General features: G+C 71.0%; 23 protein-coding genes, 1 pseudogene and 1 riboswitch. Of the genes and pseudogenes, 5 read left to right on the forward strand and 19 right to left on the reverse strand.

Features of this window, described 5'->3' with window-relative positions; genetic code table 11:
• Positions 1-46: 46 nt before the first annotated feature.
• Positions 47-409, forward strand: a pseudogene (locus tag ABZX10_RS09705) (GTP pyrophosphokinase family protein); the annotation flags it as partial.
• Positions 410-523: 114 nt separating this feature from the next.
• Here ABZX10_RS09705 and ABZX10_RS09710 read toward each other — a convergent pair.
• The 11 genes from ABZX10_RS09710 to ABZX10_RS09760 form a co-directional block, all read right to left on the reverse strand.
• Positions 524-2,398, reverse strand: a complete 1,875-nt coding sequence (locus tag ABZX10_RS09710) for an acetate--CoA ligase (protein WP_355537931.1) — start codon at positions 2,396-2,398, stop codon at positions 524-526.
• Positions 2,399-2,527: 129 nt separating this feature from the next.
• The gene (locus ABZX10_RS09715; RefSeq protein ID WP_355538235.1) at positions 2,528-3,925 is read right to left on the reverse strand and encodes a class II 3-deoxy-7-phosphoheptulonate synthase; all 1,398 of its coding nucleotides are present in this window, start codon (positions 3,923-3,925) and stop codon (positions 2,528-2,530) included.
• Between the two features lie 16 nt (positions 3,926-3,941).
• Positions 3,942-4,418 carry a polyadenylate-specific 3'-exoribonuclease AS gene (locus tag ABZX10_RS09720; RefSeq protein WP_355537934.1) on the reverse strand — a complete coding sequence of 159 codons (477 nt, stop codon included), beginning with the start codon at positions 4,416-4,418 and terminating at the stop codon, positions 3,942-3,944.
• 11 nt (positions 4,419-4,429) lie between these two features.
• The gene (locus ABZX10_RS09725) at positions 4,430-5,140 is read right to left on the reverse strand and encodes a lysophospholipid acyltransferase family protein (protein WP_355538238.1); all 711 of its coding nucleotides are present in this window, start codon (positions 5,138-5,140) and stop codon (positions 4,430-4,432) included.
• 71 nt (positions 5,141-5,211) lie between these two features.
• Positions 5,212-5,997: an amino acid ABC transporter ATP-binding protein gene (locus ABZX10_RS09730; protein ID WP_355537937.1), complete on the reverse strand. Its 786-nt coding sequence runs from the start codon at positions 5,995-5,997 to the stop codon at positions 5,212-5,214.
• A 5-nt stretch (positions 5,998-6,002) separates the two neighbouring features.
• Entirely contained in the window at positions 6,003-7,727 is a 1,725-nt protein-coding gene (locus ABZX10_RS09735) for an ABC transporter substrate-binding protein/permease (protein WP_355538241.1), read from the reverse strand.
• A gap of 135 nt (positions 7,728-7,862) precedes the next feature.
• A complete protein-coding gene (locus tag ABZX10_RS09740) occupies positions 7,863-8,813 on the reverse strand; it encodes an ROK family protein (RefSeq protein ID WP_355537940.1) in 951 nt (316 codons plus the stop codon).
• Positions 8,810-9,268, reverse strand: a complete 459-nt coding sequence (locus ABZX10_RS09745) for a hypothetical protein (RefSeq protein ID WP_355537943.1) — start codon at positions 9,266-9,268, stop codon at positions 8,810-8,812. The genes ABZX10_RS09740 and ABZX10_RS09745 overlap by 4 nt, the downstream gene beginning before the upstream one ends.
• On the reverse strand, positions 9,261-10,493 hold the full coding sequence (locus ABZX10_RS09750; RefSeq protein ID WP_355537946.1) for a hypothetical protein: 1,233 nt from the start codon (positions 10,491-10,493) through the stop codon (positions 9,261-9,263). The genes ABZX10_RS09745 and ABZX10_RS09750 overlap by 8 nt, the downstream gene beginning before the upstream one ends.
• On the reverse strand, positions 10,493-10,957 hold the full coding sequence (locus tag ABZX10_RS09755) for an SRPBCC family protein (protein WP_355537949.1): 465 nt from the start codon (positions 10,955-10,957) through the stop codon (positions 10,493-10,495). Before ABZX10_RS09755 ends, ABZX10_RS09750 begins: the two co-directional genes overlap by 1 nt.
• Positions 10,944-11,342 (reverse strand): hypothetical protein, encoded by a 399-nt coding sequence (locus tag ABZX10_RS09760; protein ID WP_355537952.1) that lies wholly within the window; start codon positions 11,340-11,342, stop codon positions 10,944-10,946. The genes ABZX10_RS09755 and ABZX10_RS09760 overlap by 14 nt, the downstream gene beginning before the upstream one ends.
• A 166-nt stretch (positions 11,343-11,508) precedes the next feature.
• Here ABZX10_RS09760 and ABZX10_RS09765 point away from each other — a divergent pair, with 166 nt between their 5' ends.
• On the forward strand, positions 11,509-13,317 hold the full coding sequence (locus ABZX10_RS09765) for a long-chain fatty acid--CoA ligase (RefSeq protein ID WP_355537955.1): 1,809 nt from the start codon (positions 11,509-11,511) through the stop codon (positions 13,315-13,317).
• 149 nt (positions 13,318-13,466) lie between these two features.
• On the opposite strand, the gene ABZX10_RS09770 is transcribed toward ABZX10_RS09765, so the two are convergent.
• The 4 genes from ABZX10_RS09770 to ABZX10_RS09785 all read right to left on the reverse strand — a co-directional run bounded on the left by ABZX10_RS09770 (position 13,467) and on the right by ABZX10_RS09785 (position 16,870).
• Positions 13,467-14,597 (reverse strand): glycosyltransferase family 4 protein, encoded by a 1,131-nt coding sequence (locus ABZX10_RS09770; RefSeq protein ID WP_355537958.1) that lies wholly within the window; start codon positions 14,595-14,597, stop codon positions 13,467-13,469.
• A 15-nt stretch (positions 14,598-14,612) separates the two neighbouring features.
• Positions 14,613-15,656 carry an NlpC/P60 family protein gene (locus ABZX10_RS09775; RefSeq protein ID WP_355537961.1) on the reverse strand — a complete coding sequence of 348 codons (1,044 nt, stop codon included), beginning with the start codon at positions 15,654-15,656 and terminating at the stop codon, positions 14,613-14,615.
• A gap of 87 nt (positions 15,657-15,743) precedes the next feature.
• A complete protein-coding gene (locus tag ABZX10_RS09780) occupies positions 15,744-16,412 on the reverse strand; it encodes a C40 family peptidase (RefSeq protein WP_355537964.1) in 669 nt (222 codons plus the stop codon).
• A 14-nt stretch (positions 16,413-16,426) separates the two neighbouring features.
• Positions 16,427-16,579, reverse strand: a riboswitch (cyclic di-AMP (ydaO/yuaA leader).
• 120 nt (positions 16,580-16,699) lie between these two features.
• Positions 16,700-16,870, reverse strand: coding sequence for a hypothetical protein (locus ABZX10_RS09785; protein WP_355537967.1), 171 nt, complete (start codon positions 16,868-16,870; stop codon positions 16,700-16,702).
• A 183-nt stretch (positions 16,871-17,053) separates the two neighbouring features.
• Here ABZX10_RS09785 and ABZX10_RS09790 point away from each other — a divergent pair, with 183 nt between their 5' ends.
• Positions 17,054-18,883 carry a DEDD exonuclease domain-containing protein gene (locus ABZX10_RS09790; protein WP_355537970.1) on the forward strand — a complete coding sequence of 610 codons (1,830 nt, stop codon included), beginning with the start codon at positions 17,054-17,056 and terminating at the stop codon, positions 18,881-18,883.
• 25 nt (positions 18,884-18,908) lie between these two features.
• Positions 18,909-19,184, forward strand: coding sequence for an Lrp/AsnC ligand binding domain-containing protein (locus tag ABZX10_RS09795; protein WP_355537973.1), 276 nt, complete (start codon positions 18,909-18,911; stop codon positions 19,182-19,184).
• A 6-nt stretch (positions 19,185-19,190) separates the two neighbouring features.
• Here the strand turns inward: ABZX10_RS09795 and ABZX10_RS09800 are convergent, their stop codons facing one another.
• The 4 genes from ABZX10_RS09800 to ABZX10_RS09815 form a co-directional block, all read right to left on the reverse strand.
• Positions 19,191-20,042 (reverse strand): CoA ester lyase, encoded by an 852-nt coding sequence (locus ABZX10_RS09800; RefSeq protein ID WP_355537976.1) that lies wholly within the window; start codon positions 20,040-20,042, stop codon positions 19,191-19,193.
• 71 nt (positions 20,043-20,113) lie between these two features.
• Positions 20,114-20,581: a YbaK/EbsC family protein gene (locus ABZX10_RS09805; RefSeq protein WP_355537979.1), complete on the reverse strand. Its 468-nt coding sequence runs from the start codon at positions 20,579-20,581 to the stop codon at positions 20,114-20,116.
• Positions 20,578-21,624, reverse strand: a complete 1,047-nt coding sequence (gene trpD, locus ABZX10_RS09810; RefSeq protein WP_355537982.1) for an anthranilate phosphoribosyltransferase — start codon at positions 21,622-21,624, stop codon at positions 20,578-20,580. The genes ABZX10_RS09805 and trpD overlap by 4 nt, the downstream gene beginning before the upstream one ends.
• A 22-nt stretch (positions 21,625-21,646) precedes the next feature.
• Positions 21,647-22,102, reverse strand: a complete 456-nt coding sequence (locus ABZX10_RS09815; protein ID WP_355537985.1) for a hypothetical protein — start codon at positions 22,100-22,102, stop codon at positions 21,647-21,649.
• 149 nt (positions 22,103-22,251) lie between these two features.
• On the opposite strand from ABZX10_RS09815, the gene ABZX10_RS09820 reads away from it, so the two are divergent.
• Positions 22,252-22,866, forward strand: a complete 615-nt coding sequence (locus ABZX10_RS09820; protein WP_355537988.1) for a heme-copper oxidase subunit III — start codon at positions 22,252-22,254, stop codon at positions 22,864-22,866.
• The last annotated feature ends 8 nt before the right edge of the window (positions 22,867-22,874 follow it).

Here is a 22,874-nt window from a genome sequence, read left to right on the forward strand (position 1 = left end):
ACCGGGCTTCGTGCCCGATCCCGCGACGCTGGCGCAGGCGCGCCGCATGCGGGACGCGCTGACCCGGTTCCTCATGGAGTACGAATTCGCCGTGAAGGAGGTGCTCACCAAGGTGACGATCCTGCGCGAGGAGTTCCTGCAGCTGCACCGGTACAACCCGATCGAGCACGTGACCTCGCGGATCAAGAAGCCCGAGAGCATCGTCAAGAAGGTTGCCCGCCGGGGCATCTCGCCGGAGTTGCCGCTCATCCGCGAGGCGATCACCGACATCGCAGGGATCCGGATCACGTGCAGCTTCATCGCCGACACCTATCGGATCCTGGAGACCGTCACCGCGCAGGACGACGTCCGCGTGGTGATGATCAAGGACTACATCGCGAACCCGAAGCCCAACGGCTACAAGAGCCTCCAACCGTCGACCTGGTCCTGGCGACGCGGGAGAACCTGCCCGCGACCTTCACCGTGAGGTCCGTGGCGGCCGTGTGGATCTACCGCAGCGCGCCGATGCTGCAGCGCTGAGGGTTCAGCCGCGCAGCACGCCCCGCAGGTCGTCGAGGACGGCGGGGTTCTCGATCGTCGACGGGACGGCCTCGTCGCGCCCCTCGGCGATGGCCCGCATGCTGCGCCGGAGGATCTTGCCGGAGCGGGTCTTCGGCAGCGCGGCGACGATCGCGACCTCCTTCAGCGCGGCCACCGCGCCGATGGTCTCGCGGACCCGCTGCACGATCTCAGCGCGGACCGCGTCGTCGTCCCAGTCGCCGCGGGCCTTGAGCGCCACCAGTGCCCGCGGCAGCTGCCCCTTGAGCTGATCGGCCACCCCGATCACCGCGCACTCCGCGACGGCCGGATGTCCGGCGATCGCGGCCTCCAGCGCACCCGTCGAGAGGCGGTGGCCCGCGACGTTGATCACGTCGTCCGTGCGGCCCATGACGAAGAGGTAGCCGTCGTCGTCGAGGTAGCCACCGTCGCCGGTGAGGTAGTTCCCGGGGAAGGTGGACAGGTAGGAGTCGATGTACCGTTGGTCCGCGCCCCACAGCGTGGGCAGCGTGCCGGGCGGCAGCGGCAGGGAGATCACCACGGCGCCTTCCGCTCCCGCCGGAACGTCCTGCCCGGCATCGTCGACGATGCGCACCCCGAACCCGGGCACCGGGACGGTGGCGCTGCCCGGCTTGACCGGCATCTGTTCGACGCCACGGAGATTCGCGGCGATCGGCCAACCGGTCTCGGTCTGCCACCAGTGGTCGATCACCGGCACGCCGAGCTTCGCGGACGCCCACTCGTAGGTGTCGGGGTCGAGCCGCTCCCCCGCCATGAACAGCGTCCGCAGGCTGGAGACGTCGGAGCGCGTGAGGAACTCGGCGTCCGGGTCCTCCTTACGGATCGCTCGCAGAGCCGTGGGCGCGGTGAACAGGTTGCTCACGCCGTGCCGCTCGATCACCCGCCAGAACGCACCGGCGTCGGGCGTGCCCACCGGCTTGCCCTCGTAGACCACGGTGGTCGCGCCGATGAGCAGCGGCGCGTAGACGATGTAGCTGTGGCCGACGACCCAGCCGACGTCCGAGGCGGTCCACCACACCTCACCCGGGTGCGCGTCGTAGATCGCCCGCATCGAGTAGGCCAGAGCCACCGCGTGCCCGCCGTTGTCACGCACGACCCCTTTCGGTTTTCCGGTGGTGCCAGAGGTGTACAGGATGTACAGCGGGTCCGTGGCCTTGACGGCGACCGGATCTGCCGGGCGCGCAGCGGCTTCCGCCTCAGCCCAGTCGTGATCGAGCGGGCCCAGTTCGGCCTTCAGCTGGGGGCGCTGCCACACCACCACGGCATCCGGCTTCGCCGTCGCGGCGTCGATCGCCGCGTGCACGATCGGTAGGTACGGCAGCACCTTGGCGCCCTCGAGCCCGCACGACGCGGTGACGATGACCTTCGGCTGCGCGTCGTCGAGCCGGGCCGCGAGCTCCGGCGCTGCGAAGCCGCCGAACACCACCGAGTGCACCGCCCCGATCCGCGCGCAGGCGAGCATCGCGACCACGGCCTCGGTGATCATCGGGAGGTAGATCACCACCCGGTCGCCCTGTGCCACACCGAGATCCACGAGCACTCCGGCGAACCTCGAGACCCGCTCCAACAGCTGGGCGTAGGAGAGCACGTGCACCTCTCCCGTGATCGCCGAATCGTGGATCACCGCCGGCTGATCACCGCGGCCGGCGGCCACGTGCCGGTCGACCGCGTTCACGCACGTGTTCAGCTCCGCGCCCGGAAACCACCGGTACAGCGGCGCATCCGCACCCTCGAGGATCCGCGACGGCGGCACGATCCAGTCGATCGCTGCGGCCTGCTCGGCCCAGAACCCCTCGGGGTCGGTCATGCTGCGGTGGTACTCGTCGGCGTAGGCACCCATGCGGCCGCTCCTCGGGCTCGATAGACGATGTCCTCCCAGTCTCCCCCGCGTCCCCGCGCCGCACGTCGGATCCCCCGATCCGGACATGCCTCCGGCCGCCATCCGTCCGGTCGGTCGGTCGCGCGAGGGTCAGCCCCTCAGCATCTCCGCTACCAGGAAGGCCAGCTCCAGGCTCTGCTGCGTGTTCAGCCGCGGGTCGCACGCCGTCTCGTAACGGCCGGCCAGATCGGCGTCGGAGATGTCCTGTGCACCGCCGAGGCATTCGGTGACGTTCTCGCCCGTGAGTTCCACGTGCACGCCGCCCGGGTGCGAGCCGATGGCGCGGTGCACCTCGAAGAAGCCCTGGACCTCGTCGACGATGCGGTCGAAGTGGCGGGTCTTGTAGCCCGTCGACGACTCGTGGGTGTTCCCGTGCATCGGGTCGCACTGCCAGATCACCTTGTGGCCGGTCGCCTCGACGGCCTCCACGATCGGCGGCAGCGCCGTCCGGACGTTGCCGTTGCCCATGCGGGAGATGAGCGTGAGGCGGCCGGGCTTGTTGTGCGGATCCAGTTTCTTCACGTACTCGACCGCCAGCTCGGGCGTGGTCGTCGGGCCGATCTTCACGCCGATCGGGTTGTTGATGAGCTCCATGAACGCGATGTGGGCACCGTCGAGCTGACGCGTCCGCTCGCCGATCCACAGGAAGTGCGCCGACAGGTCGTACAGCACCTGCTGCGCGGCGGGATCGTCGGGGTTGTCCGCGAGCCGCAGCAGGCCGCGCTCGTAGTCGAGCACGAGCGCCTCGTGGCTCGCGTAGATCGTGGCGGTCTTGAGGTTGCGGTCCTCGACGCCGCAGGCGGCCATGAAGCGCAGGCCGCCGTCGATCTCCGCGGCGAGGGCCTCGTACCGGGCGCCGGCCGGGGAATCGGAGACGAACCGGCGGTTCCATTCGTGGACCTTGTGCAGGTCGGCCATGCCGGAACCGGTCACGGCGCGCACCAGGTTCATCGCCGCACTGGCGTTCGCGTAGGCGCGGATCAGGCGCGACGGGTCGTGCTTGCGGATGGCCTCCTCCGGCGGGAAACCGTTGACCATGTCGCCGCGGTAGCTGGTCAGGCCGAGCGCATCCGTATCCGACGAGCGGGGCTTGGCGTACTGACCGGCGATGCGGGCCACCTTGACCACCGGCATCGACGCGCCGTAGGTCAGCGCGACGGCCATCTGCAGCAGCGTGCGGATGTTCGCAGTGATGTGCGGCTCGGTGTTGTCGACGAAGGTCTCCGCGCAGTCGCCGCCCTGCAGCAGGAAGGCGCGCCCCAGCGCGACCTCGGCGAGCTGATCCTGCAGCGACTGGATCTCCGGCGGCACGCAGATGGGCGGCACGGACTCCAGCACGGTCCGCATCGCGTCCGCCTGCTCCCGCGGCCAGCTCGGCTGCTGCAGCGCGGGCTTCGCCAGCGCGCCGTCGAGGCGCTCACGCAGGTCGCCCGGCAGCGCGGGAAGCTTGGGGAGGGTATCGATGGGGACGTCGACGGTCCAGTTCACTGCCACGTGAGACAGATTACGCGGTCACGATCGCCCGGTACTTGGCCAGGTTGTGCCGGGCGTCCGCCAGCGCGTCGTGGGCGTCCGACGGTGCCGCCGGCAGGTACGGCCGCCCCCGCTCGTCCCACAGTTGCTTGAGCTCACGGGTGAACCGCGGCATCGACCGCGGCAGCGCCGTCATCGGGCCCCACAGCTGGCACAGCGCGACGTGATCGTACGCGGCGACCCACGCCCACAGCTCGATGTCGCCCGGGCCCGCGGTCAGGAAGTCGAGCACGCCGTCGCGGATCGCGGCCCGGGACTGCCACGCCTTGCTCGCCGGCGGCGGCAGTTTGGGCAGCACGTTGGCGCGCACCCACGGCCCCGCGCGTTCGGGATCGAACTCCGTCGACACGGCGTAGAACTCCCGCCCGTCCTCGCCGACGATGCCGATCGAGACCAGATCTATGACCCTGCCGTCCTCAATGAATTCCAAGTCATAGAAGTAGCGCATGGGCTGTCAGGTTACGCGGCGCCGGCCTCGCGCTCCGCGCCCGGGACGACCACGCCGTCCTTGACGTCCTGTGCGTAGACGTCCACGTAGGCCTGCCCAGACAGCTTCATCAGCTCGTACATCACCTCGTCGGTGATGGCGCGCTCGATGAACCGGTTGCCAGACATGCCCTCGAAGCGGGAGAAGTCGAGCGGCTTACCGATCCGGATCTGCACCTTCGTGGGGTGCGGGAGGGTCGAGCCGGGCGGGTTGAACTTCTCGGTGTCCACCATCGCGACGGGGATGATCGGGGCGCCGGTCTCGAGCGCCATCCGGGCCATGCCCGTCTTGCCCTTGTACAGGCGTCCGTCGGGGCTGCGGGTGCCCTCGGGGTACAGGCCCAGCACCTGACCGGCCTCGAGCGCGCCGACACCGGCGTTCAGCGCGTCCTGCGCGGCACTCGCGCTGCCCCGCACGATCGGGATGCAACCGACCGAGCTGAAGAACCACTTCTTGAACGCGCCCTTGAGGCCCGTGCCCGTGAAGTACTCGCTCTTCGCCAGGAACTTGATGGGCCGCGGCACCATGAGCGGCAGGAAGAACGAATCCATTACCGCCAGATGGTTACTCGCCAGGATCGCCGCGCCGTCCTTGGGCAGGTTCTCGACGCCGACCACCCGCGGCCGGCCCAGCAGCCGCAGCACCGGCCCGATCAGGATCCACTTGAAGACCAACCACCACATGTCGCCCAGCTCCTCGTCCACGCCCTGACGTGCTGGGCCTCACTCTACCGACGATCCCGGCTCCGCGGGGCTCAGAGCACCTGGGACAGGAAGGTGCGCAGGCGCTCGCTCTCGGCGTCCTCGAACAGCTTCTCCGGCTTCCCCGCCTCCACGACCTTGCCGGCGTCCATGAACACGACGTTGTCGGAGACCGTGCGGGCGTAGCCCATCTCGTGGGTCACCACGACCATCGTCATGCCCTCGGCCGAGCACTCGGTCATCAGGGCGAGGATGCCCTTGACCAGCTCGGGATCCAGCGCCGAGGTGGCCTCGTCGAAGAACATCACCTGCGGCCGCATGGCCAGCGCCCGCGCGATCGCCACGCGCTGCTGCTGGCCGCCCGACAGGCTGGACGGCCGCGCGTCGGCCTTGTTCCGCAGGCCCACGACCTCGAGCTCGGCGAGCGCGAGCTCGCGCGCCTCCTCCGCGCTCAGCCCGCGCAGCTTCCGCGGCCCCAGCGCGACGTTGTCCGCGACGGACTTGTGCGGGAATAGGTTGAACTGCTGGAACACCATCCCGATGCGGCGGCGCAGCTCGTCGGGATCGTCCTTCAGGACCGACCGGCCGTCGAGCAGGATGTCGCCCGACTGGGGCTCGTGGAGCCGGTTCAGCACGCGCAGCAGCGTCGACTTGCCGGACCCGGACGGGCCGATCACCGTCGTCGTGGTGCCGGCGGGGACGTCGATGTCCACGCCCCGCAGCACGTGATTCGCGCCGAACGCGAGGTGCAGGCCCTTCCCCTCGAGCGAGACGGGAACGATCGGCGTCTTACCGGGCACGGCGGGAGTCTGATTCTCGGTCACAGAGTTCTCAGTCATGGCGGTCAGCCCTTCTCCGCGGCGAGGTCGAGTTCCGCGGGAGCCTGCTCCCGCTTCCCCGAGCGCAGCCGCGCATCGATGTAGTTCACGAGGTGGGTCAGCGGCACCGTCAGGATCAGGTAGAACAGGCCCGCCGCCACCAGCGGCGAGAGGTTTCCGGTGTTGGCGTTGAGGTCACGGCCCACCGCGAACAGCTCGCGCTGCGACGCCAACAGGCCGAGGAAGTAGATCAGCGAGCTGTCCTTGATGAGCGAGATGAACTGGTTCATCAGGGCCGGGAGCACGCGCCGCACGCCCTGCGGGATGATCACCAGCGACATCGACTGGCGGTAGCTGAACCCGATCGCACGCGAGGCCTCCATCTGGCCCGCCTCCACCGACTGGATGCCGGAGCGGAAGATCTCGCCGATGTACGCCGCGGCCAACAGCCCGAGGGCGATCGCGCCGAGCCAGTACGGGTTGTTGCCGGTCACGTCCTTGACGATCGGGCCGATGCCGAGGCCGAAGAGCAGGATCACGACCACCGCGGGCAGGCCGCGGAAGACGTCCGTGTAGACGCGGGCCGGCCAGCGCAGCCAGCGCGTGCGGGAGATGCCGGCCACCGCCAGCAACAGTCCGATCACGGTGCCGATCAGCCCGGAGACGATCGCCAGGATCAGCGTGTTCGGCAGGCCGGTCTTGAGCAGGTACGGGAACGCCTCGCGGTACAGGCTCCAGTTGAAGAAGGTCTCGCCCAGCTGCGCGAGCGTCCCCTTCTGCTCCACCGAGGTCGCGGCCGGCTTGTCGGCGGCGTGCGCCTTCGCGATCGCCGCGAAGTCGGGCAGTTGCGGCGCGGGCGCCGCCTTCGAGCCCGGCTTCCAGCCCTTCGGCATCTCCCGCGGCGCCCAATCGGTGTAGAGCTTGGCGTAGGTGCCGTCGGCGATGATCGCGTCCAGGCCCGAGTTCAGCGCGTCGATCAGCGGCTGGTTGCCCTTCGCCACGGCCCAGCCCACGAAGTTGTTCACCGAGAAGGTGTTCTCGACGATGGCCGTGCCGTCGCTGGGCTTGACCTGGCCGTCCGCCTGGGCCGACGGTGCGATCCACGCGTCGATCTGGCCCGAGCGCAGGTTCGCGTACGCGGTGGCGTAGTCGGGGAACTTCACCGGCTCCAACTTGAGCACGTTCTTGACGTACTCGTCCTGGACCGTGCCCTGCACGACACCGATGCGATTGTCGCCCGACAGGTTGCTGAAGCCCTTGATCGGCGAGCCGGACTTGACCACCAGCGAGAAGTAGCCGAAGTCGTAGCCGTTGGTGAAGGACACCGTCTGGCGGCGCGCGTCGGTCGTGGTGATCGACGACGAGCCCACGTCGTAGCGCTTCGTGGCCACCGCGGACAGCAGGCCCGAGAACTCGGTGCCCGAGAACTCGATCTTCAGGCCCAGCTTCTGCGCGATCGCCTTGAGCAGCTCGTTGTCGAAGCCGGTGTACTGCCCCGTGGCCTGGTTCAGGCAGATGCTCGGCGGCGCGTCCCCCAGGGTCCCGACGGTGATCGTGCCCGGGTTGATCAGCCCCAGCGCATCGCGGTTGATCGACTCCAGCGGAACCACGCCCGGCGTCGTGTACTTGTCGACGTCCTGGTCGCCCGCGGCTGCGAGGTTGAGCGGCGCAGCGGACGCGGACGCCTCTCCGGGCGGGGCGCACTTCCCGGCGTCGGGCGCAGCCGAGGCCGCGCCCGCCGGGGCGAGCAGCGCGAGAAGGAGTCCGAGCAGCGGGATCACGGCCAACAGCCGGGCGCTTCGGGCGATTCTGGGTGCAGTCACGCGTGAACCCTACGGGGTCTTCGACTCGGAGACGAGATTTAGGATCGTGCGTGATCGCAATCGTCAGGGCGTGACCGCGTCCCGCGCGAGCGCGGCCGCACCGAGCATGCCGGCGCGCTCCCCGAGCTCCGTCGCCCGGATGCGGGCCTTGCGGCGGTACCGCGCGCCCGTGAGCAGCTCCGCATAGTGGTCGCGGGCATCGTCGAGGAACAGGCGTGAGGACGCGCCCACGCCCCCGGACAGCACGATGAGGTCGGGATCGAAGACATCGCTGACCATCGCGAGCCCGACGCCGAGCCACCGGGCGAGATCGGCGACCGCCTCCTGCGCCACCGGATCGCCCGCCTCCGCGGCCGCGGCCACCTTGCGGCCCGTGAGGGACCCCGGATCCTCGCCCAGCTCGCGCGCGAGCAGCACGCCCCGCGACCCGGAACCGCCCATCAGGTCGATCGCCGTCTCCACCAGCGCGGTGCCGCTGCAGTAGCGCTCCCAGCACCCGGACTTGCCGCAGTCGCACGGCCTACCGTCGGGCACGACCTGCAGATGCCCGAGCTCCGGCGCGACCCCGAAGGCCCCGCGGTACAGCTCGCCCTTGATCAGCAGGCCCGCGCCGATGCCGGTGCCGAGCGCGACGACGCACGCGACCTCACTGCGTTTGGCCGCGCCGTAGACGTACTCGGCCCAGGCGGCGGAGTTCGCATCGTGCTCCATCACGACGGGCAGCCCGAGCCGCGCCGTCATCTCGGCGGGAACCGCGGCGTCGCGCCACGGCAGGTGCGGAGCGAACGAGACGACCTGCCGTGCCGGGTCGAGGAAGCCGGCGACCGCGAGGCCCACGGCCGCCACGTCGTGCTCCACGCACAGCTCCTGCACCACCCGGTCCAGGCAGCGCTCGAGCGCGCGGGCGCTGCGGGGCGTCTCCGCGCGGGCCGTGTCGACGACGGTGCCGTCGTCCGTCACGACGCCGGCCCGCACCGACGTGCCGCCGATGTCGATGCCGATAGTCACGGTCATGCGGGGTCCTCGTCGTCCGGCGCGGCGACGGGCTCGGACAGCATGACGTCGATGCGCTCGTAGGCGGTGGCCTGCGACGACGGCGCGGACGGGGCCTCCCGCGCGGCGTCGTCCTGCGCGGCTCCCCCGGTCGCCGCGGCAGCGCCGGCCACGGTCGACAGGTAATCCGCCGCCACGGCGGCGGCGGTGACCCGCGCGCTCCCGAGCAGTTCCTCCGCCAGTGCGAGGAGATCGGCCAGGATCTCGTCGGCGAAGTGGCCCAGGGACTTCGAGGCCTCCGCGGCGAAGGGCTCGATGTGCCGGGCCACCGCTCCGCCGAGCGCGCACAACCGGCACGTCCCCGGGTCGCCCTCGGGGTGCGCGGAGTGCTCGGCGAGCGCGGCCGCGAGCCACGGCCGTGCCGTCTCGAACAGGCGTGCCGCCGAGCTGAGGAATTCGTCGGAGGAGTCAGCCACGGGGCCATACCTCCGGGTCCGGGGCGAAGGTCACGCGCAGCTCCCCTTCCGTGTGGGCGGCACCGGCCACGACGCAGCGGCGCAGGACCGACGGTAGCCGGATCCGCCGCCGCACGCCGTGCGCTTCGACCACGACATCCTCCTCGACCCTGCCCAGGCCGATGGTCGCGGGGTCGACGAGCGGCAACGCGATCCCCCACTCGTACCGCACGTCCATGCCCTCGCCGCCCAGCCGGCGCACCTCGGGGGCGGGCACCGTGGCGGGCGCGGCGTCGAGGATCGCCGCCGCGTCCCAGGCCAACGCGGCCGCCTGCGCGGGAGTCGTCACGAGGTCCGCGGCCTCCGCCAGTTCGACGACGGGACGATCCAGCACCGTCGAGATCTCGGCGAGGGCCTCACGCGCGTCGTCCTGCGCGGCGACGCGGGCGCGCACGAGTCGCACGCCGGGGTGCGGCAGGTCGAGCGCGAACCGGTCGTCGAGGTCGATCAGCCGGCCCAGCACCAGTGCCACGGGCCGCAGGCCCAGCACCTCCAGCGCCGCGAGCTCCTGCCGGGCTCGCGCCGGGCGGCCGGCGTCGCCGGTCAGGACGTACACCAACTCCAGCGCGGACCGGTCGGCGACGAACGCGGCCAGCTGCTCGGCCAGGCCCGCGAGGGGCTCGGCCAGCAGCAGCGCCGCGAGCGCGCCCGCGGCGGGGCCCGACGCCGGCCCGGACAGCCGGATGTGGCGCGGCCATACGCGCTCCAGGTACGCCGCGAGCGACGCGGGCGCGGTGAGCAGCGAGACCAGGCCGTCGAAGCCCGGGCCGTCGACGACGACGGTGCGGTACTCGCCCGAGTCCGCGTGCCCGCGGATCGCCCGGAGCACGAGCACGTGCTCGGCGTCTGCGAGACCGGTGAGCTCGGGCGGCTCCAGGGCGAACGGGTCGAAGCCGGAGCCGGCGTCGGCGGAGTCGACGAGGCCCCGTCCGGCCCGGACCGTGGCGGACAGGCTCTCCCACCACTGCGCGAGCAGCTCGACCGGGTTGAGGTGGACGTGGTCGAAGGGCGCACCACCGTCCGCGAGCAGGGGATCGACCACCCGGCCGACCGTGACGAGCAGGGTACGGCCACGGTCCGCCGCGCGCGCCGCGAGCGCCGTCGCCGTCGTGGTCCGGCCCGATCCCCCGGCGCCCGCGAGGAGCAGTACCCGCGTCCCGTCAGCCCCGGACGCCCCGTCCGACATCAGGATTGCGCCGCCGACTCGCCCTCGACGTGGCGCTTGAGCTCCTTGAGGGCGGTGTCGGTGATCGCCTTCTCCGCCTTCCGGCGCAGCATCCCGAGCATGGGGATCTGGAGGGTGACCTCCAGCGTGTACGTGACCGTGGTGCCGGCACCGTCGGCCGTGGGCGTGAGGTCGTACCGCCCGTGCTGCGTGCTCTGCAGCGTGCTCGCCGCGAGGTCCCACTCGACGGATCGGCCGCCCGGGGCCCATCGGTACTCGAGCTCGTAGGTATCGCGGAGGAAGCCCTCCTCGAGCACGAACCGCACCCGCTTCGGCAACCCGTCCTCGGTGGTCTCGAGGACGGTGACCTCGCGGGCCGCCGAGACCCACTCCGGATAGCGGTCGAAGCCCGCGATGGCGGCCATGATCCGCTCGGGCGAGGCGGCGATGACGATGGATTCGCGGGTGCGGTCACCGTCGGACACGGTCCACCTCCCCGACCGCCGGGCCGCCGAGCACCCTGCCGTTCTCGGCGGCGAACTTCACGTCGAACATCACGTCGTGCCCGCGGACCCGGCGCTCGTGCACGTCGGCGACGATCTGCTCGGGCGTCATCGGCCGCGTGGGCTCGGCGTGCAGGAAGTAGTGGAGCAGGCTGCCGTCGAGGTGCGGCTCGATCCAGAACTCCGAGGTCCCGGCGACCGGCCCCTCGACCTTCCAGCGGATCCCCAGATCGCCCCGGTCCTCGGTGACGGACAGGCGCAGGTCGGGGAACCAACCGCGCCACCGCTGCGCGCCCGCCAGCGCGGCGGCCACGGCACTCGGGTGGGCGGCGACGAAGGCGACGTCGGCCACTTGGATGGTGCTCACCTCCTAAGCTTCACACATCCGTGGTCGGGGCGGACGGTGCCGGGTCGGTTAGGCCCCGTCACGTGCCTGCGGTACGACGGTGCGGGGGTTGCCGCATGCCCCGAACACCCCCTTTGCCGCGGTGTAAGGTTCACCACATCACCAGCGATCACGACCCGGAGGATACGTGCGCGAGATAAGCGTCCCTGCCAACTACACCATCGACCCCTCGGCCTCCACGGTCGATGTCGTGTTCGACGTGGCCCGCACCGATCCGGACAGCGTCCGGGTCAAGCGGCTGGTCGCGGGCAACTGGGAGCCGGTCACCTCGAAGCAGTACGAGCAGCAGATCCTCGGTGTCGCGAAGGGCCTCATCGCGCAGGGCGTCCAGCCGGGTGACCGGGTGGCGCTCATCTCGTCCACCCGGTACGAGTGGCCGCTCATCGACTTCGCGATCTGGGCCGTCGGCGCCGTGACGGTGCCGGTGTACGAGACCAGCTCGGCCGGCCAGATCGACTGGATCCTGCAGGATTCCGATGCCGTGCTCATGGTCATCGAGGGTCCGAAGCAGGCCGCCGAGGTGGCCGAGCTGAAGGACCTGCACAAGGTCGCGCGGGTGCTGCGCATCGACCCCGAGGACGGGGAGAAGGGCGCCGTCGAGGCGCTCACCGCCGAGGGGGCCGACGCGGGCGTCACCGAGGAGCAGGTCCACGCGGGGCGTGCCGGCGTCAAGGCCGATGACCTCGCCACCCTGATCTACACGTCGGGCACCACGGGCCGTCCCAAGGGCTGCGAGCTCATGCACTCGAACCTCATGAGCGAGGCCGACGCGATCCTCGCCTCCCCCTTCGGCGACGCGATCCGGGGCGGCTCGAACGTGATGTTCCTGCCGCTGGCGCACGTCCTGGCCCGCGCCGTGAACATCGCCTGCTTCAAGGGCGGCGCCGTGGTCGGCCACTTCAACGACACCCGCAACCTGGTGCCGCAGTTCTCCGTCTTCCAGCCCACGCTGATCCTCTCGGTGCCCCGCGTGTTCGAGAAGGTCTTCGCGTCGGCGCAGCAGAGCGCCGTCGACGGCGGCAAGGGCAAGATCTTCGAGGCGGCCGTGCAGACCGCGATCGAGTACAGCCAGTCGCTGGACAACGGGGGCCCCGGCCTGCTGCTCAAGGCCAAGCACGCGCTCTTCGACAAGCTCGTGTTCGGCAAGCTCAAGTCCGCGCTCGGCGGGAACTGCAAGGTCGCGATCTCGGGCGGCGCACCGCTGGGTGCGCGGCTCGGCCACTTCTTCCGCGGCGTCGGCGTCACCGTGATGGAGGGCTACGGCCTCACCGAGACCACTGCGGCCGTCACCGTCAACGTGGCGGGCGCACAGAAGATCGGCAGCGTCGGCCGGCCGCTGGCCGGGCAGGCCGCGAAGATCGCCGAGGACGGCGAGATCATGCTCAAGGGATCCGTCGTGTTCCGCGGGTACTGGCGCAACGAGGAGGCCACGAAGACCGCGATCGAGGACGGCTGGTTCCACACCGGCGATCTCGGCTCGATCGACGACGACGGCTTCCTGTCGATCACCGGCCGCAAGAAGGAGCTCATCGTCACCGCCGGCGGCAAGAACGTCTCCCCCGCGGGCCTCGAGGACGCCCTGCGCGGCAACGCCCTCATCTCCCAGGCCATGGTGGTCGGCGACGCACAGCCCTTCATCGCCGCGCTGGTGACCATCGACCCGGAGGCCTTCCCGCAGTGGAAGTCCGCCAACGGTAAGCCCGAGTCGGCCACCGTCGCCGATCTGCGCACCGATCCCGATCTGGTGGCCGAGATCAACCGGGCCGTCGCCGTCGCCAACGAGACCGTGTCCAAGGCCGAGGCCATCAAGAAGGTCCGGATCCTTCCCGAGGACTTCTCCGAGGAGACCGGCGAGATGACGCCGACCATGAAGGTCAAGCGCAATGTCGTGTCGCAGAAGTACGCCGACGACATCGCGGAGATGTACGCCAAGTAGTCCTCGAACACAGCACCGCCGCACCGGATTCCGGTGCGGCGGCTGTCGTTTCCCCTCCCCTTCGGACCTTTGGTGCGTGTCGGCGACGACACGCCGAGCGCCCGTCGCAGAGTTCCACCGAAGATCGACGCCGGGCCGCGGCGCGGGGATCAGTACGGGTTGAGCAGGGTCTGGAGGCGGTGGCCGAGGCGGCGCCAGTCGAAGTGCTCACCCACCAGTTCGCGGCCCCGCGCACCCATCGCGGCCGCGCGGTCGGGATCGGCGAGCAGGCCGGCGACGGCGTCCGCGATGGCCTCGACGTCACGACCCGGGACGACGTGCCCCGACTCGCCCTCCCACACCGTCTCCGGGGCACCGCCCGAGTCCCCCGCCACGACCGGCTTGCCGGTCGCCGAGGCCTCGAGGAAGACGATGCCGAGCCCCTCCACGTCGAGGCCCGCGCCGCGCGTGCGACAGGGCATGGCGAAGACATCGCCGAGGTTGTGATGTGCCGCCAGCTCATCGGCGGGAACGCCGCCGGTGAAGATCACGTGCTCCTCGACCCCGACGCTGCGCACCAGCTTGTGCAGCGTCTCCGCGTAGGGGCCGCCGCCGACGACGACGAGCCTCGCCCCGGGAACCTGCGCGCGGATCCGCGGCAGCGCGCGGATGAGCATGTCCTGGCCCTTGCGCGGTACGAGCCGCGACAGGCACAGGACCACGGGCTCGTCGTCGCCCAGGCCGTACCGTCGCCGGAGCTCCGCGCGGGCGGCACCGTCGGGCCGGAAGACGTCCGTGTCGACGCCGGGCGGGAGGTGCTCCAGCGCGGCCCGCGGACCGAACGCGGCGGCGAACCTGCCGCGGGTGTACGTGCTGACGTAGGTCGTGACGTCGGTGGTTTCGCCGATGCGGCGCAGGCACGCGCGCGACGGCGGGAGCATCGACCAGCCGACCTCGTGGCCGTGCGTGGAGGCGACCGTGCGCAGGGCCCCCGCGTCCTTGAGCGGGGCGCCGAGCAGTGCGAGCGGCGCGGCGGCGCCGAACCAGACCGTTTCGATGTCCCTGTCGCGCACCAGGTCCCGGGCGCGACCGAACGCGTCGGGGGTGGGCAGCAGGAGCGACGTGGGGTGGCGCACAACCTCGAAGGGCTGCGCGGCGTCGTACTCCTCGCTGCCGCGCCAGCGCGATGCGTACACCACCAGCTCGTCGGCCGGAAGCTGCCGGACGAACGCCTGGAGGTAGGTCTGGATCCCGCCGGGGCGGGGTGGAAAGTCGTTGGTGACCAGCAGCGTGCGCGGCATGGTGACTGAGCCTAGCTAGTAGCGGACGGCCGCCTTGTAGGGGCCCGCCGCGTCGATCGGCACGACCTGGACGGGGACGCCGTAGGTGGAGGCGTGCACCACCTTTCCATCGCCCACGTACATGCCGACGTGCGTGGCGGCGGCGTAGTAGACGATGATGTCGCCGGGCTGCAGAGCGTCCCGCGAGACGGGCTGCCCGCCGCTGAGCTGGGCCTGCGAGGTGCGCGGCAGCGACTTGCCGGACTGCTGGTAGGCCCAGACCATCAGGCCCGAGCAGTCGAACTGGCCGGGGCCTGATGCGCCCCAGGCGTAGGGCATGCCGACGCGGGTGACCGCGGCGCGCACGGCGGCCAGCTCCGCGGTGCTCCCCGGCGGCACCTTGCTGGGGTCGAAGGGCGTCGGCTTGCCGATGAGCGAGCCGCGCTGCGCCCCGGTCAACCGGTCGTAGATCGCCTTGATCCGCGCGATCTCCTGGGCGAGGCGGGACTTCTTCTCCCGCAGGTCCGCGGCCTTCTTCTCGGCCTCGGTCTTCGTGGTGTCGGCGGCCTTCGCCGCCTCGTCGGCCCGCTTCGCGGCCGAGTCGGCCTCGGTCTTCGACTTCTTGAACGCGGCGACGGTGGCGACCACGTCGCGGTTGATGAAGTCCAGAGTGGACATCTGATCGAGCATCTGCTGCGGCGAATCGCTCACGAGCAGCGCATAGGTGCGGTTCGTCCGCGAGCCCTTGTAGTTCGCGACGACCACCGCGTCGATCTGCGGCTGCAACGCGGCCTGGCGCGCCTGAACGGCGGTGACCTCGCGCTTCGCGGCGACCAGGGTGGCGTCCGCGGCGCGCTTGGCGGCGGTGGCCTTCGCGGCGTCGTCCTGCGCCGCCTTCGCCGCCTCGTTCGTCGCAGAGGCCTGCTCGGACAGGTCCTTGTACTGCTTGAGAGCTGCGTCGGCGGTGTCCGGATCCGCAGTCGCGCTGCCGACCACGGTGAGCCCCGCGACCATGCACAGAGCGGCGGACGCGGCGATGCCACGCGCCAGCAGGGAGCGGGGCTGAGAGATCGATGACACGGCCGAGCGGGTCCTTCCAGACTGACGTCGCGAGGCTCCTGCCCCGCGACGAGCTGTGATTGCGGTGGCAATCACAGCAAGGTTACGTCAGTAACGTCGAGCGGAGTACACGGACATCTCGTTGAGCGGGCTCACCTTCACGGGGATGCCGTAGTTCACCGAGTGGACGACCTTGCCGTTGCCGATGTAGAGGGCGGCGTGGCTGCCGCCGTTGTAGATCACGATGTCGCCGGGCTGGAGGTCCGCGATGGCCACTGCGCGACCGCCGCCGAGCTGGCCGTAGCTGTCGCGCGGCACGGTGATTCCGGCCTGCTTCATGGACCAGTAGACGAGTCCCGAGCAGTCGAACGAGGTCGGGCCGGCGGATCCGTACGAGTAGGGCAGGCCTTGGCGCGACAGCGCGGCCTGCACGACCTTGGCCTTCGCGCCACCGGGCTGCACGCCGGCGACGGTGGTCTCGCCCGGCTTCGGGGCGATCGCGATGCCGGTGACGATGTTCGGGCGGGCCGTGGTGTTCCGCGTGGCGGCCACCTGAGCCGCTGCAGGCGCGACCTTGGCCGCGGGCTTCGCCACGGGCTTCCCGACGGGGGCGGGCTTGACCTCCGGGGCCTGCGGCGCGGGAGCCGCAGGGGCGGGCGCTGCGAAGGCGACCGCGGGAGCGGCGAGCGTACCGATGGTGACAGCGCCGGCGGCGAGGGCGCCGCGCGCGACGGTGGCGCCCTTGCTGGGCTGCGGCTGAAGCCGGTGTTTCGCCACGAAGGGTTTCTCCTAAGTTTCTTCCCGACCGCCGACCGAGTTAGCTGACGGGTTCGGGCGAGGAAGATGCCCTACCCCGGAGGCTCGAAAGACCTCCGGCGATTCACCCCGGATAACACGTGTGGGTCCCCGGCGAGGCCTCGCGGCCTCTTAGGCGGTGACCTCGGGAGACGGAGCGGTTTTCGCCCCGGGCTCCTCCGCAAGGTCTCAGAAAGATTACGAAACGGAAACGCCGCTGTCTAGCCGGACGCGCCGAGAAGCGCCGTCCGATCGGCCCCAGGGGCCGCCTATCCGGCCTGTTCGTACTGGTCAGGCACCGCGCGGAGCAGCGGCAACATTCCTTCGCTCGCGAACGCCGCGATCGCGTCGTTCAGGCCCGGTTCGGCCGTGATCGCCGGCGCCGGGGGCGATGCTGCGGCCGGCGCCGCCACGACCACCGGCCCCAGGAGGAAGCCCACGGAGCAATCGCCGCAGGCGCGGGGCTCGGCGGGGCAAGTGGCGCAGTCGACATGCAGAGCCATGACGGTGGTTCCCTTCGTTCGATCGTCTCGATGCGGCGACGGTATGCCGGACGGCCGACAAGTTTCGCGCGCCCGTTCGGGACGGGAGGACTTGTCGGTGGGGTGTTCTACGGTCTCGGCATGCAGCTCAGCCTGGACGACCTCGAGACGGGCGCCACGGACCCGGCGCTCCGGGACGTGACCTTCGTCGTGGTCGACTTGGAGACCACGGGCGGCTCGCCGAAAGGGGGCGATGCGATCACCGAGATCGGTGCGGTCAAGGTGCGCGGCGGCGAGGTGCTGGGCGAGTTCGGCACGCTGGTCGATCCGGGGCGCGGGATCTCGCCGCACATCACCCACCTCACGGGCATCACCACCGCGATGGTCACCGGCGCCCCGCGGATCGAGTCCGTGCTCCCTGCGTTCCTCGAGTTCGCGCACGGCGCGGTCCTGGTCGCGCACAACGCCCGGTTCGACATGGGCTTCCTCAAAGCCGCGGCCGCCGCCACCGGCACGCCCTGGCCGAAGGCGCAGACGCTGTGCACCGTCCAGCTGGCGCGCCGGGTGCTCACGCGGGACGAGGCACCGTCGGTCAAACTGAGCGAGCTGGCGCGCCTGTTCCGCACCGAGACCACCCCCAACCACCGCGCGCTCGACGATGCGCGGGCCACGGTCGAGGTGTTGCACGGGCTCATCGGGCGCGTCGGCAACCAGGGCATCCACACGCTCGGGGAACTGCGCGGGCACCTGCCCTCGGTCACGCCGCAGCAGCGCGCGAAGCGGCACCTCGCGGACCCGCTGCCCGAACGACCGGGCGTCTACCTCTTCCGCGGGCCGGGGAACGAGGTGTTGTACGTCGGTACGTCGGGCGACCTGCGCCGTCGCGTGCGCAGCTACTTCACCGCGGGCGAGACGCGCGGGCGCATCAAGGAGATGGTGGCACTCGCTGAGCGGGTGGACCATGTCGAGTGCGCGCACGCGCTCGAGGCCGCGGCCCGCGAGCTGCGCCTCATCGCGGCGCACACTCCCCCGTACAACCGCCGCTCGAAGTATCCGAAGCGCGGCTGGTGGATCTGCCTGACCGTCGAACCCTTTCCGAGGCTCGCGGTCAAACGGTCCGCCCCGGCGGGCGCGCCGAGCCTCGGGCCGGTCCGCTCGCGAGCCGACGCGGCGGATCTCGCGGACCTCCTCGCCGACACGTGCGGCCTCCGCACGTGCACGACCCGACTCCGGGCCGGCGCGGCCCACACGTGCGCCCTGGGGCCCGACGGTGCGCCTCCCCTCGGCGGGTGCCGGGCCTCAGTCGCGACGCCGGAGCCGGCCGCGCTGTACCGCCCCCGCGCCGACCGGGCCGCGTCGGCGCTCTCGGGCCGGTCGTCGGAGGTCTTCGACGCGCTCCAGGCACGGCTCGCCGTGCTCGCGGAGCGGGAGTTCTTCGAATCCGCGGCGCGGCTGCGCGATCGCACCGCGCACCTGATCGACCTGGTGCTCCGTTCACACGCGCTGGTGGCCTTCGCGGACGTGCCCGAGCTGTCGATCGCACATCCCGACGGGGCCGGCGGCTGGGAGCTGTCCATCGTCCGGCACGGCCGCCTCGCCGCGGCCGGGACGGCACCGCGCGGCGTGCCGCCGATGCCGGTCTTCGAGCAGCTGCGGGCGGGCGCGGAATCGGTCTACGAGGCGAGCGGGGACACCGTCGCCGCGCCGGACGTGCCCGACACGCTGTTCCCGGCGGACACGCTGCACGGTGCCAGCCCCGAGGAGGCGTCGCTGCTGCGGCGATGGGCACTGCGGCCGGGTACCCGCATCGTCGACGTGCAGGGAACGTGGGGCGAGCCGATCAACGGCGCCGGCCGCTGGCTCGACTGGGCGGAACGGGCGGGCGAAGCGGGGCGCGACGCCCGCTCGGCCGCGGCGCATCCGCGCGGGCCCGCCAGGCAATACAGTGAGGAGGCCACGCATGCCGCGTGAGTAGAGCAACCGAAAGGCCGCGTACGTGATCACCGCGATCGTCCTCATCAACGCCGACGTGCACCGCATCCCCGAGACCGCGCAGGCCGTGGCGAACGTCGAGGGCGTGACCGAGGTCTACTCCTGCGCGGGCGACATCGATCTCATCGCGAAGGTGCGCGTGCGGCAGCACGACGAGATCGCCGAGGTCGTCACCGAGAAGATCAACCGCATCGACGGCGTCGCGAGCACGTCCACCCACATCGCCTTCCGCGAGTACGCCTCCGCGGACGTCGACGCCGGTTTCGACATCGGGAACTGACCGCCCTCAGTAGCCGCTATGGCTGACCTCGGCGGCCTCGGCCTCGATGCCGAAGTCGGCGGCCTGCTGCACGATCTTCTGCGCACGCGCCAGGCGGGGAAGGTCGGAGCCGTCGGTGATCTTGCCGCCCGACTTCTCGAAGGCGTCGATGAACCCGTGCGCCCAGGAGACATCCGCGTCGCTCGGGCTGAGCCCCGCGTTGATGATGCCCGCGTGCTCGTGGGTCAGGCAGAGCTTGCCCGACATGCCCATCTCCTTCGCCAACGCGGTCCCGGTCGGTAGGTGCGCGATGTTCAGCGTCGGGCCGTCGATCGGTGCGGGCAGGCGGGCGGCCCGCGAGGCGATCACCAGCTGCGAGCGCGCGTAGGCCAGCGCGATCGGGTCCTCGCCCACGGCGGTGTCGCGCTTGAAATCGCCGGTGCCGAACGCGATCCGGAAAGTCGACGGCGCGGCTGCGATCCGCTCGACGTTCTGCATGCCGCGGGCGGTCTCGACGAGAGCGAGGATCCGCGTACCGTCGGGCAGGCGATCCGCGGTGTCGTCGAGGTGGCTCGACCCCTCGGACTTCGCGAGCATCACGCCCTCGAGCCCCTCGCACTGCTTGAGCGCGGCGCAGTCCTCGCTCCAGTACTCGCTCGCCGCGTCGTTGATCCGCACCCAGGCGCGGTGCCCGGTGGTCAGCCAGTCGACGGTGTCCCGTCTGGCCTGGTCCTTGTCCTTCGCGGCGACGGCGTCCTCGAGGTCGATGATGACGGCGTCGGCCTCGCTGGCCTGGGCGATGGCGAACGACTCGGGATGAGAGGCCGGGACGAGCAGCCAGGAACGGGCGATCTGCGGGGAGACGGTGCGCTTACTCACGCCCTCAAGACTAGGCGCGTGGAACGCTGAATTCCGCGGAATGGAATTTTGTGCGTTCTGTTCACGCGCTCTCAGTCGGAGATGTCCGCGACGGTCGCGTCGTACGCCACGATCAGCGCGTCCGCGTCCACGATCGCGCTATGGCCGTGCGCGCCGGCGCCGAGGGCCACCGTCGCCCCGACGATCCGATCGTCGACGTACACGGGCCAGCCCCCGAGCGCCCCGATCGGAGTGATGGTTCCGCGCTCGTATCCCGTCGCCTGCAGCGCCTCGTCGGCGGGCGGCATCGCCAGCCGGTTCACCCCGACGACGGCGCGCAGCTTGGGCCAGGCGATCGACCGGTCCCCCGGCACGAGCGCGAACAGGTAGTCGCCCTCGCCCCGGCGCACGACGAGGGACTTCACCAACCGCGACGGCGGCAGGTCCATCAGCGCGGCGGCCTCCTCGAGACTGCGCGCCGCCGGGCGCTCGCGGACGGTCACCGTCAGGCCGCGGGACGCGGCGTCGGCACGCATGCGGTCCAGCCCGGATGCGCTCACGCGCCCGCGATCTCCTGCGACAGCGCGACCCAGCGGTCGAGCAACGCGGCCGCGGCGCCCGAGTCCACGGCCGCGGCGACCCGCGGCAGGTGCGCGGCGAGCGCGTCCTGCACCGGCTCACCCGCGGTCAGCCCCTCGTAGGCGGCCACGGCCCCGGCGGAATTGAGCAGCACGGCGTCCCGGACGGGGCCCGTCTCACCGGCGAGGAAGGCCCGAGCGATCGCGGCGTTGACGGTCGCATCGCCGCCGCGCAGGTCCGCCATCGACACCCGCGCCAGCCCGAGCTCGCGCGGGTCCACGGACTCGACGCCCACACCCTCCTCCTGCACCCGCCAGACCGTGGAGGTCGACGTGGTGGTCAACTCGTCGAGCCCGTCGTCACCGCGGACGACGATCACGTGGTCCTGGCCGCCGCGGTCGGCGAAGGCCTGCGCCACGACCGGCGCGAGGTCGGCGAACGCGCAGCCGATCAATCCCGCCGAGGGCCGACCCGGGTTGGTCAGCGGCCCGAGCACGTTGAAGACGGTCGGGATCCCGATCTCCTTGCGGGTGGCACCGGCGAAGCGCAGCCCCGAGTGGAAGACCGAGGCGAGGCAGAAACCGATGCCCAGTTCGCTGGTGGTGCGCGCGACACCGTCGGCGTTCAACCCGATCGCCACGCCCAGAGCCTCGAGGCAGTCCGCGCCACCCGACTTCGACGACGCCGCGCGGTTGCCGTGCTTGAGCACGGGGACGCCGGCGGCGGCCACGACGATCGAGCTCATCGTCGAGATGTTGACGGAGTGCGATCGGTCGCCGCCCGTGCCGACGATGTCGACGGCACGCGCGTCGAACGGGACCGGGGTGGTCAGCGACAGCATCACATCGGCCAGCGCCCGCACCTCGACCGGCGACGGGCCCTTCATCTTCATGGCCACGCCGAACGCCGAGATCTGCGACGGGGTGGCCCCGTCGCTCATGATCTCGGACATCGCCCACCGGGCCTGCTCCGCGCTCAGATCGCGCTGGGAGGTGAGCTCGGTGAGAACTGTGGGCCAATCCATGGCCACAGCGTAGTGGGGTCGATCAAGCGGGTATCTGGAGCACCTGCCACAGCACGGCCCGCCCGCCGTGCCGGGCCGTCACTCCGGCCATCCGGGAGCGCTCCTGCGAGACGTGCAGCGCGTCGACCTTCTGCACCCGGGCCACGACGACGGTCTCGAGCCCGTCGGTGCGGACCGCGGCCGGCGCACCGTCGGGCATCCGCTCGTACCGGTCCTGCCCGACGAGCCGCAGCACCTCCTCGACCGATCCGGGCGGCAGTTCGAGGACGTGCTGGAGCACGCTCTGCGCCTCGGGATCGAATCCGGGCGCGGCGTCGAGGACGGCCGACGAGGCGGCCGTGTCGTCTCCGGACCGCGCCACGGGAACCAGATCGGGGTGCCCGGGCGTTAACTCTTCGACGGTGCGCGCCGAGAGGCGGCCCAGCAGGCGGCCCAGACGGGTGCCCTGCTCGGGCCTGCCGTTGAGGTCGTAGGGCAAGGGATGCCTTATCTTCCGGTGACGAAACGGTCGCTGACATGGCGTTTCGAGGGTGGGTGCGGGAGGCCGGCGGCCTGCTCGCGATATTCGACGCGCCCAATCTGCGACCCGGGTAGGCATTCGATACTACGACCGGTCATACTTGCGAGGTGACTAGCGCCGCACCGACCTCAGCTACAGCCATCACCCAGCGCGTGCACTCACTCAACCGGCCCAACATGGTCAGCGTCGGGACCATCGTCTGGCTGTCGAGCGAGCTCATGTTCTTCGCCGGGCTCTTCGCCATGTACTTCGTGGCGCGGGCCGGTGCTGGGGAGAACGGATGGCCCCCGCACGACGTGAACATCAGCCTGGCCGCGGCCCTGCCGCCGACCATCGTGCTGATCGCGTCGTCGGTCACCTGCCAGCTCGGCGTCTTCGCCGCTGAACGGGGCGACGTCTTCAAGTTCCGCATCTGGTACCTGATCTCGCTGATCATGGGTGCCGCCTTCGTCGCGGGGCAGCTGCACGAGTACTACACGTTGATCGGCGAAGGCCTCACGCTCAGCTCGTCGGTGTACGGCTCGGTGTTCTACATGGCCACCGGCTTCCACGGCCTGCACGTCATGGGCGGCCTCGTCGCCTTCATCTTCATCCTGGCGCGCAGCCGCGCCTCGAAGTTCACGCCCGCCCAGGCGACCTCGGCGATCGTCGTCAGTTACTACTGGCACTTCGTCGACGTGGTGTGGATCGGCCTCTTCGCCGTCATTTACATCATTCGCTAAAGACGTAT

This window comes from Tsukamurella sp. NPDC003166, assembly GCF_040611135.1.
In the GTDB taxonomy this organism is placed as follows: Bacteria; Actinomycetota; Actinomycetes; order Mycobacteriales; family Mycobacteriaceae; genus Tsukamurella.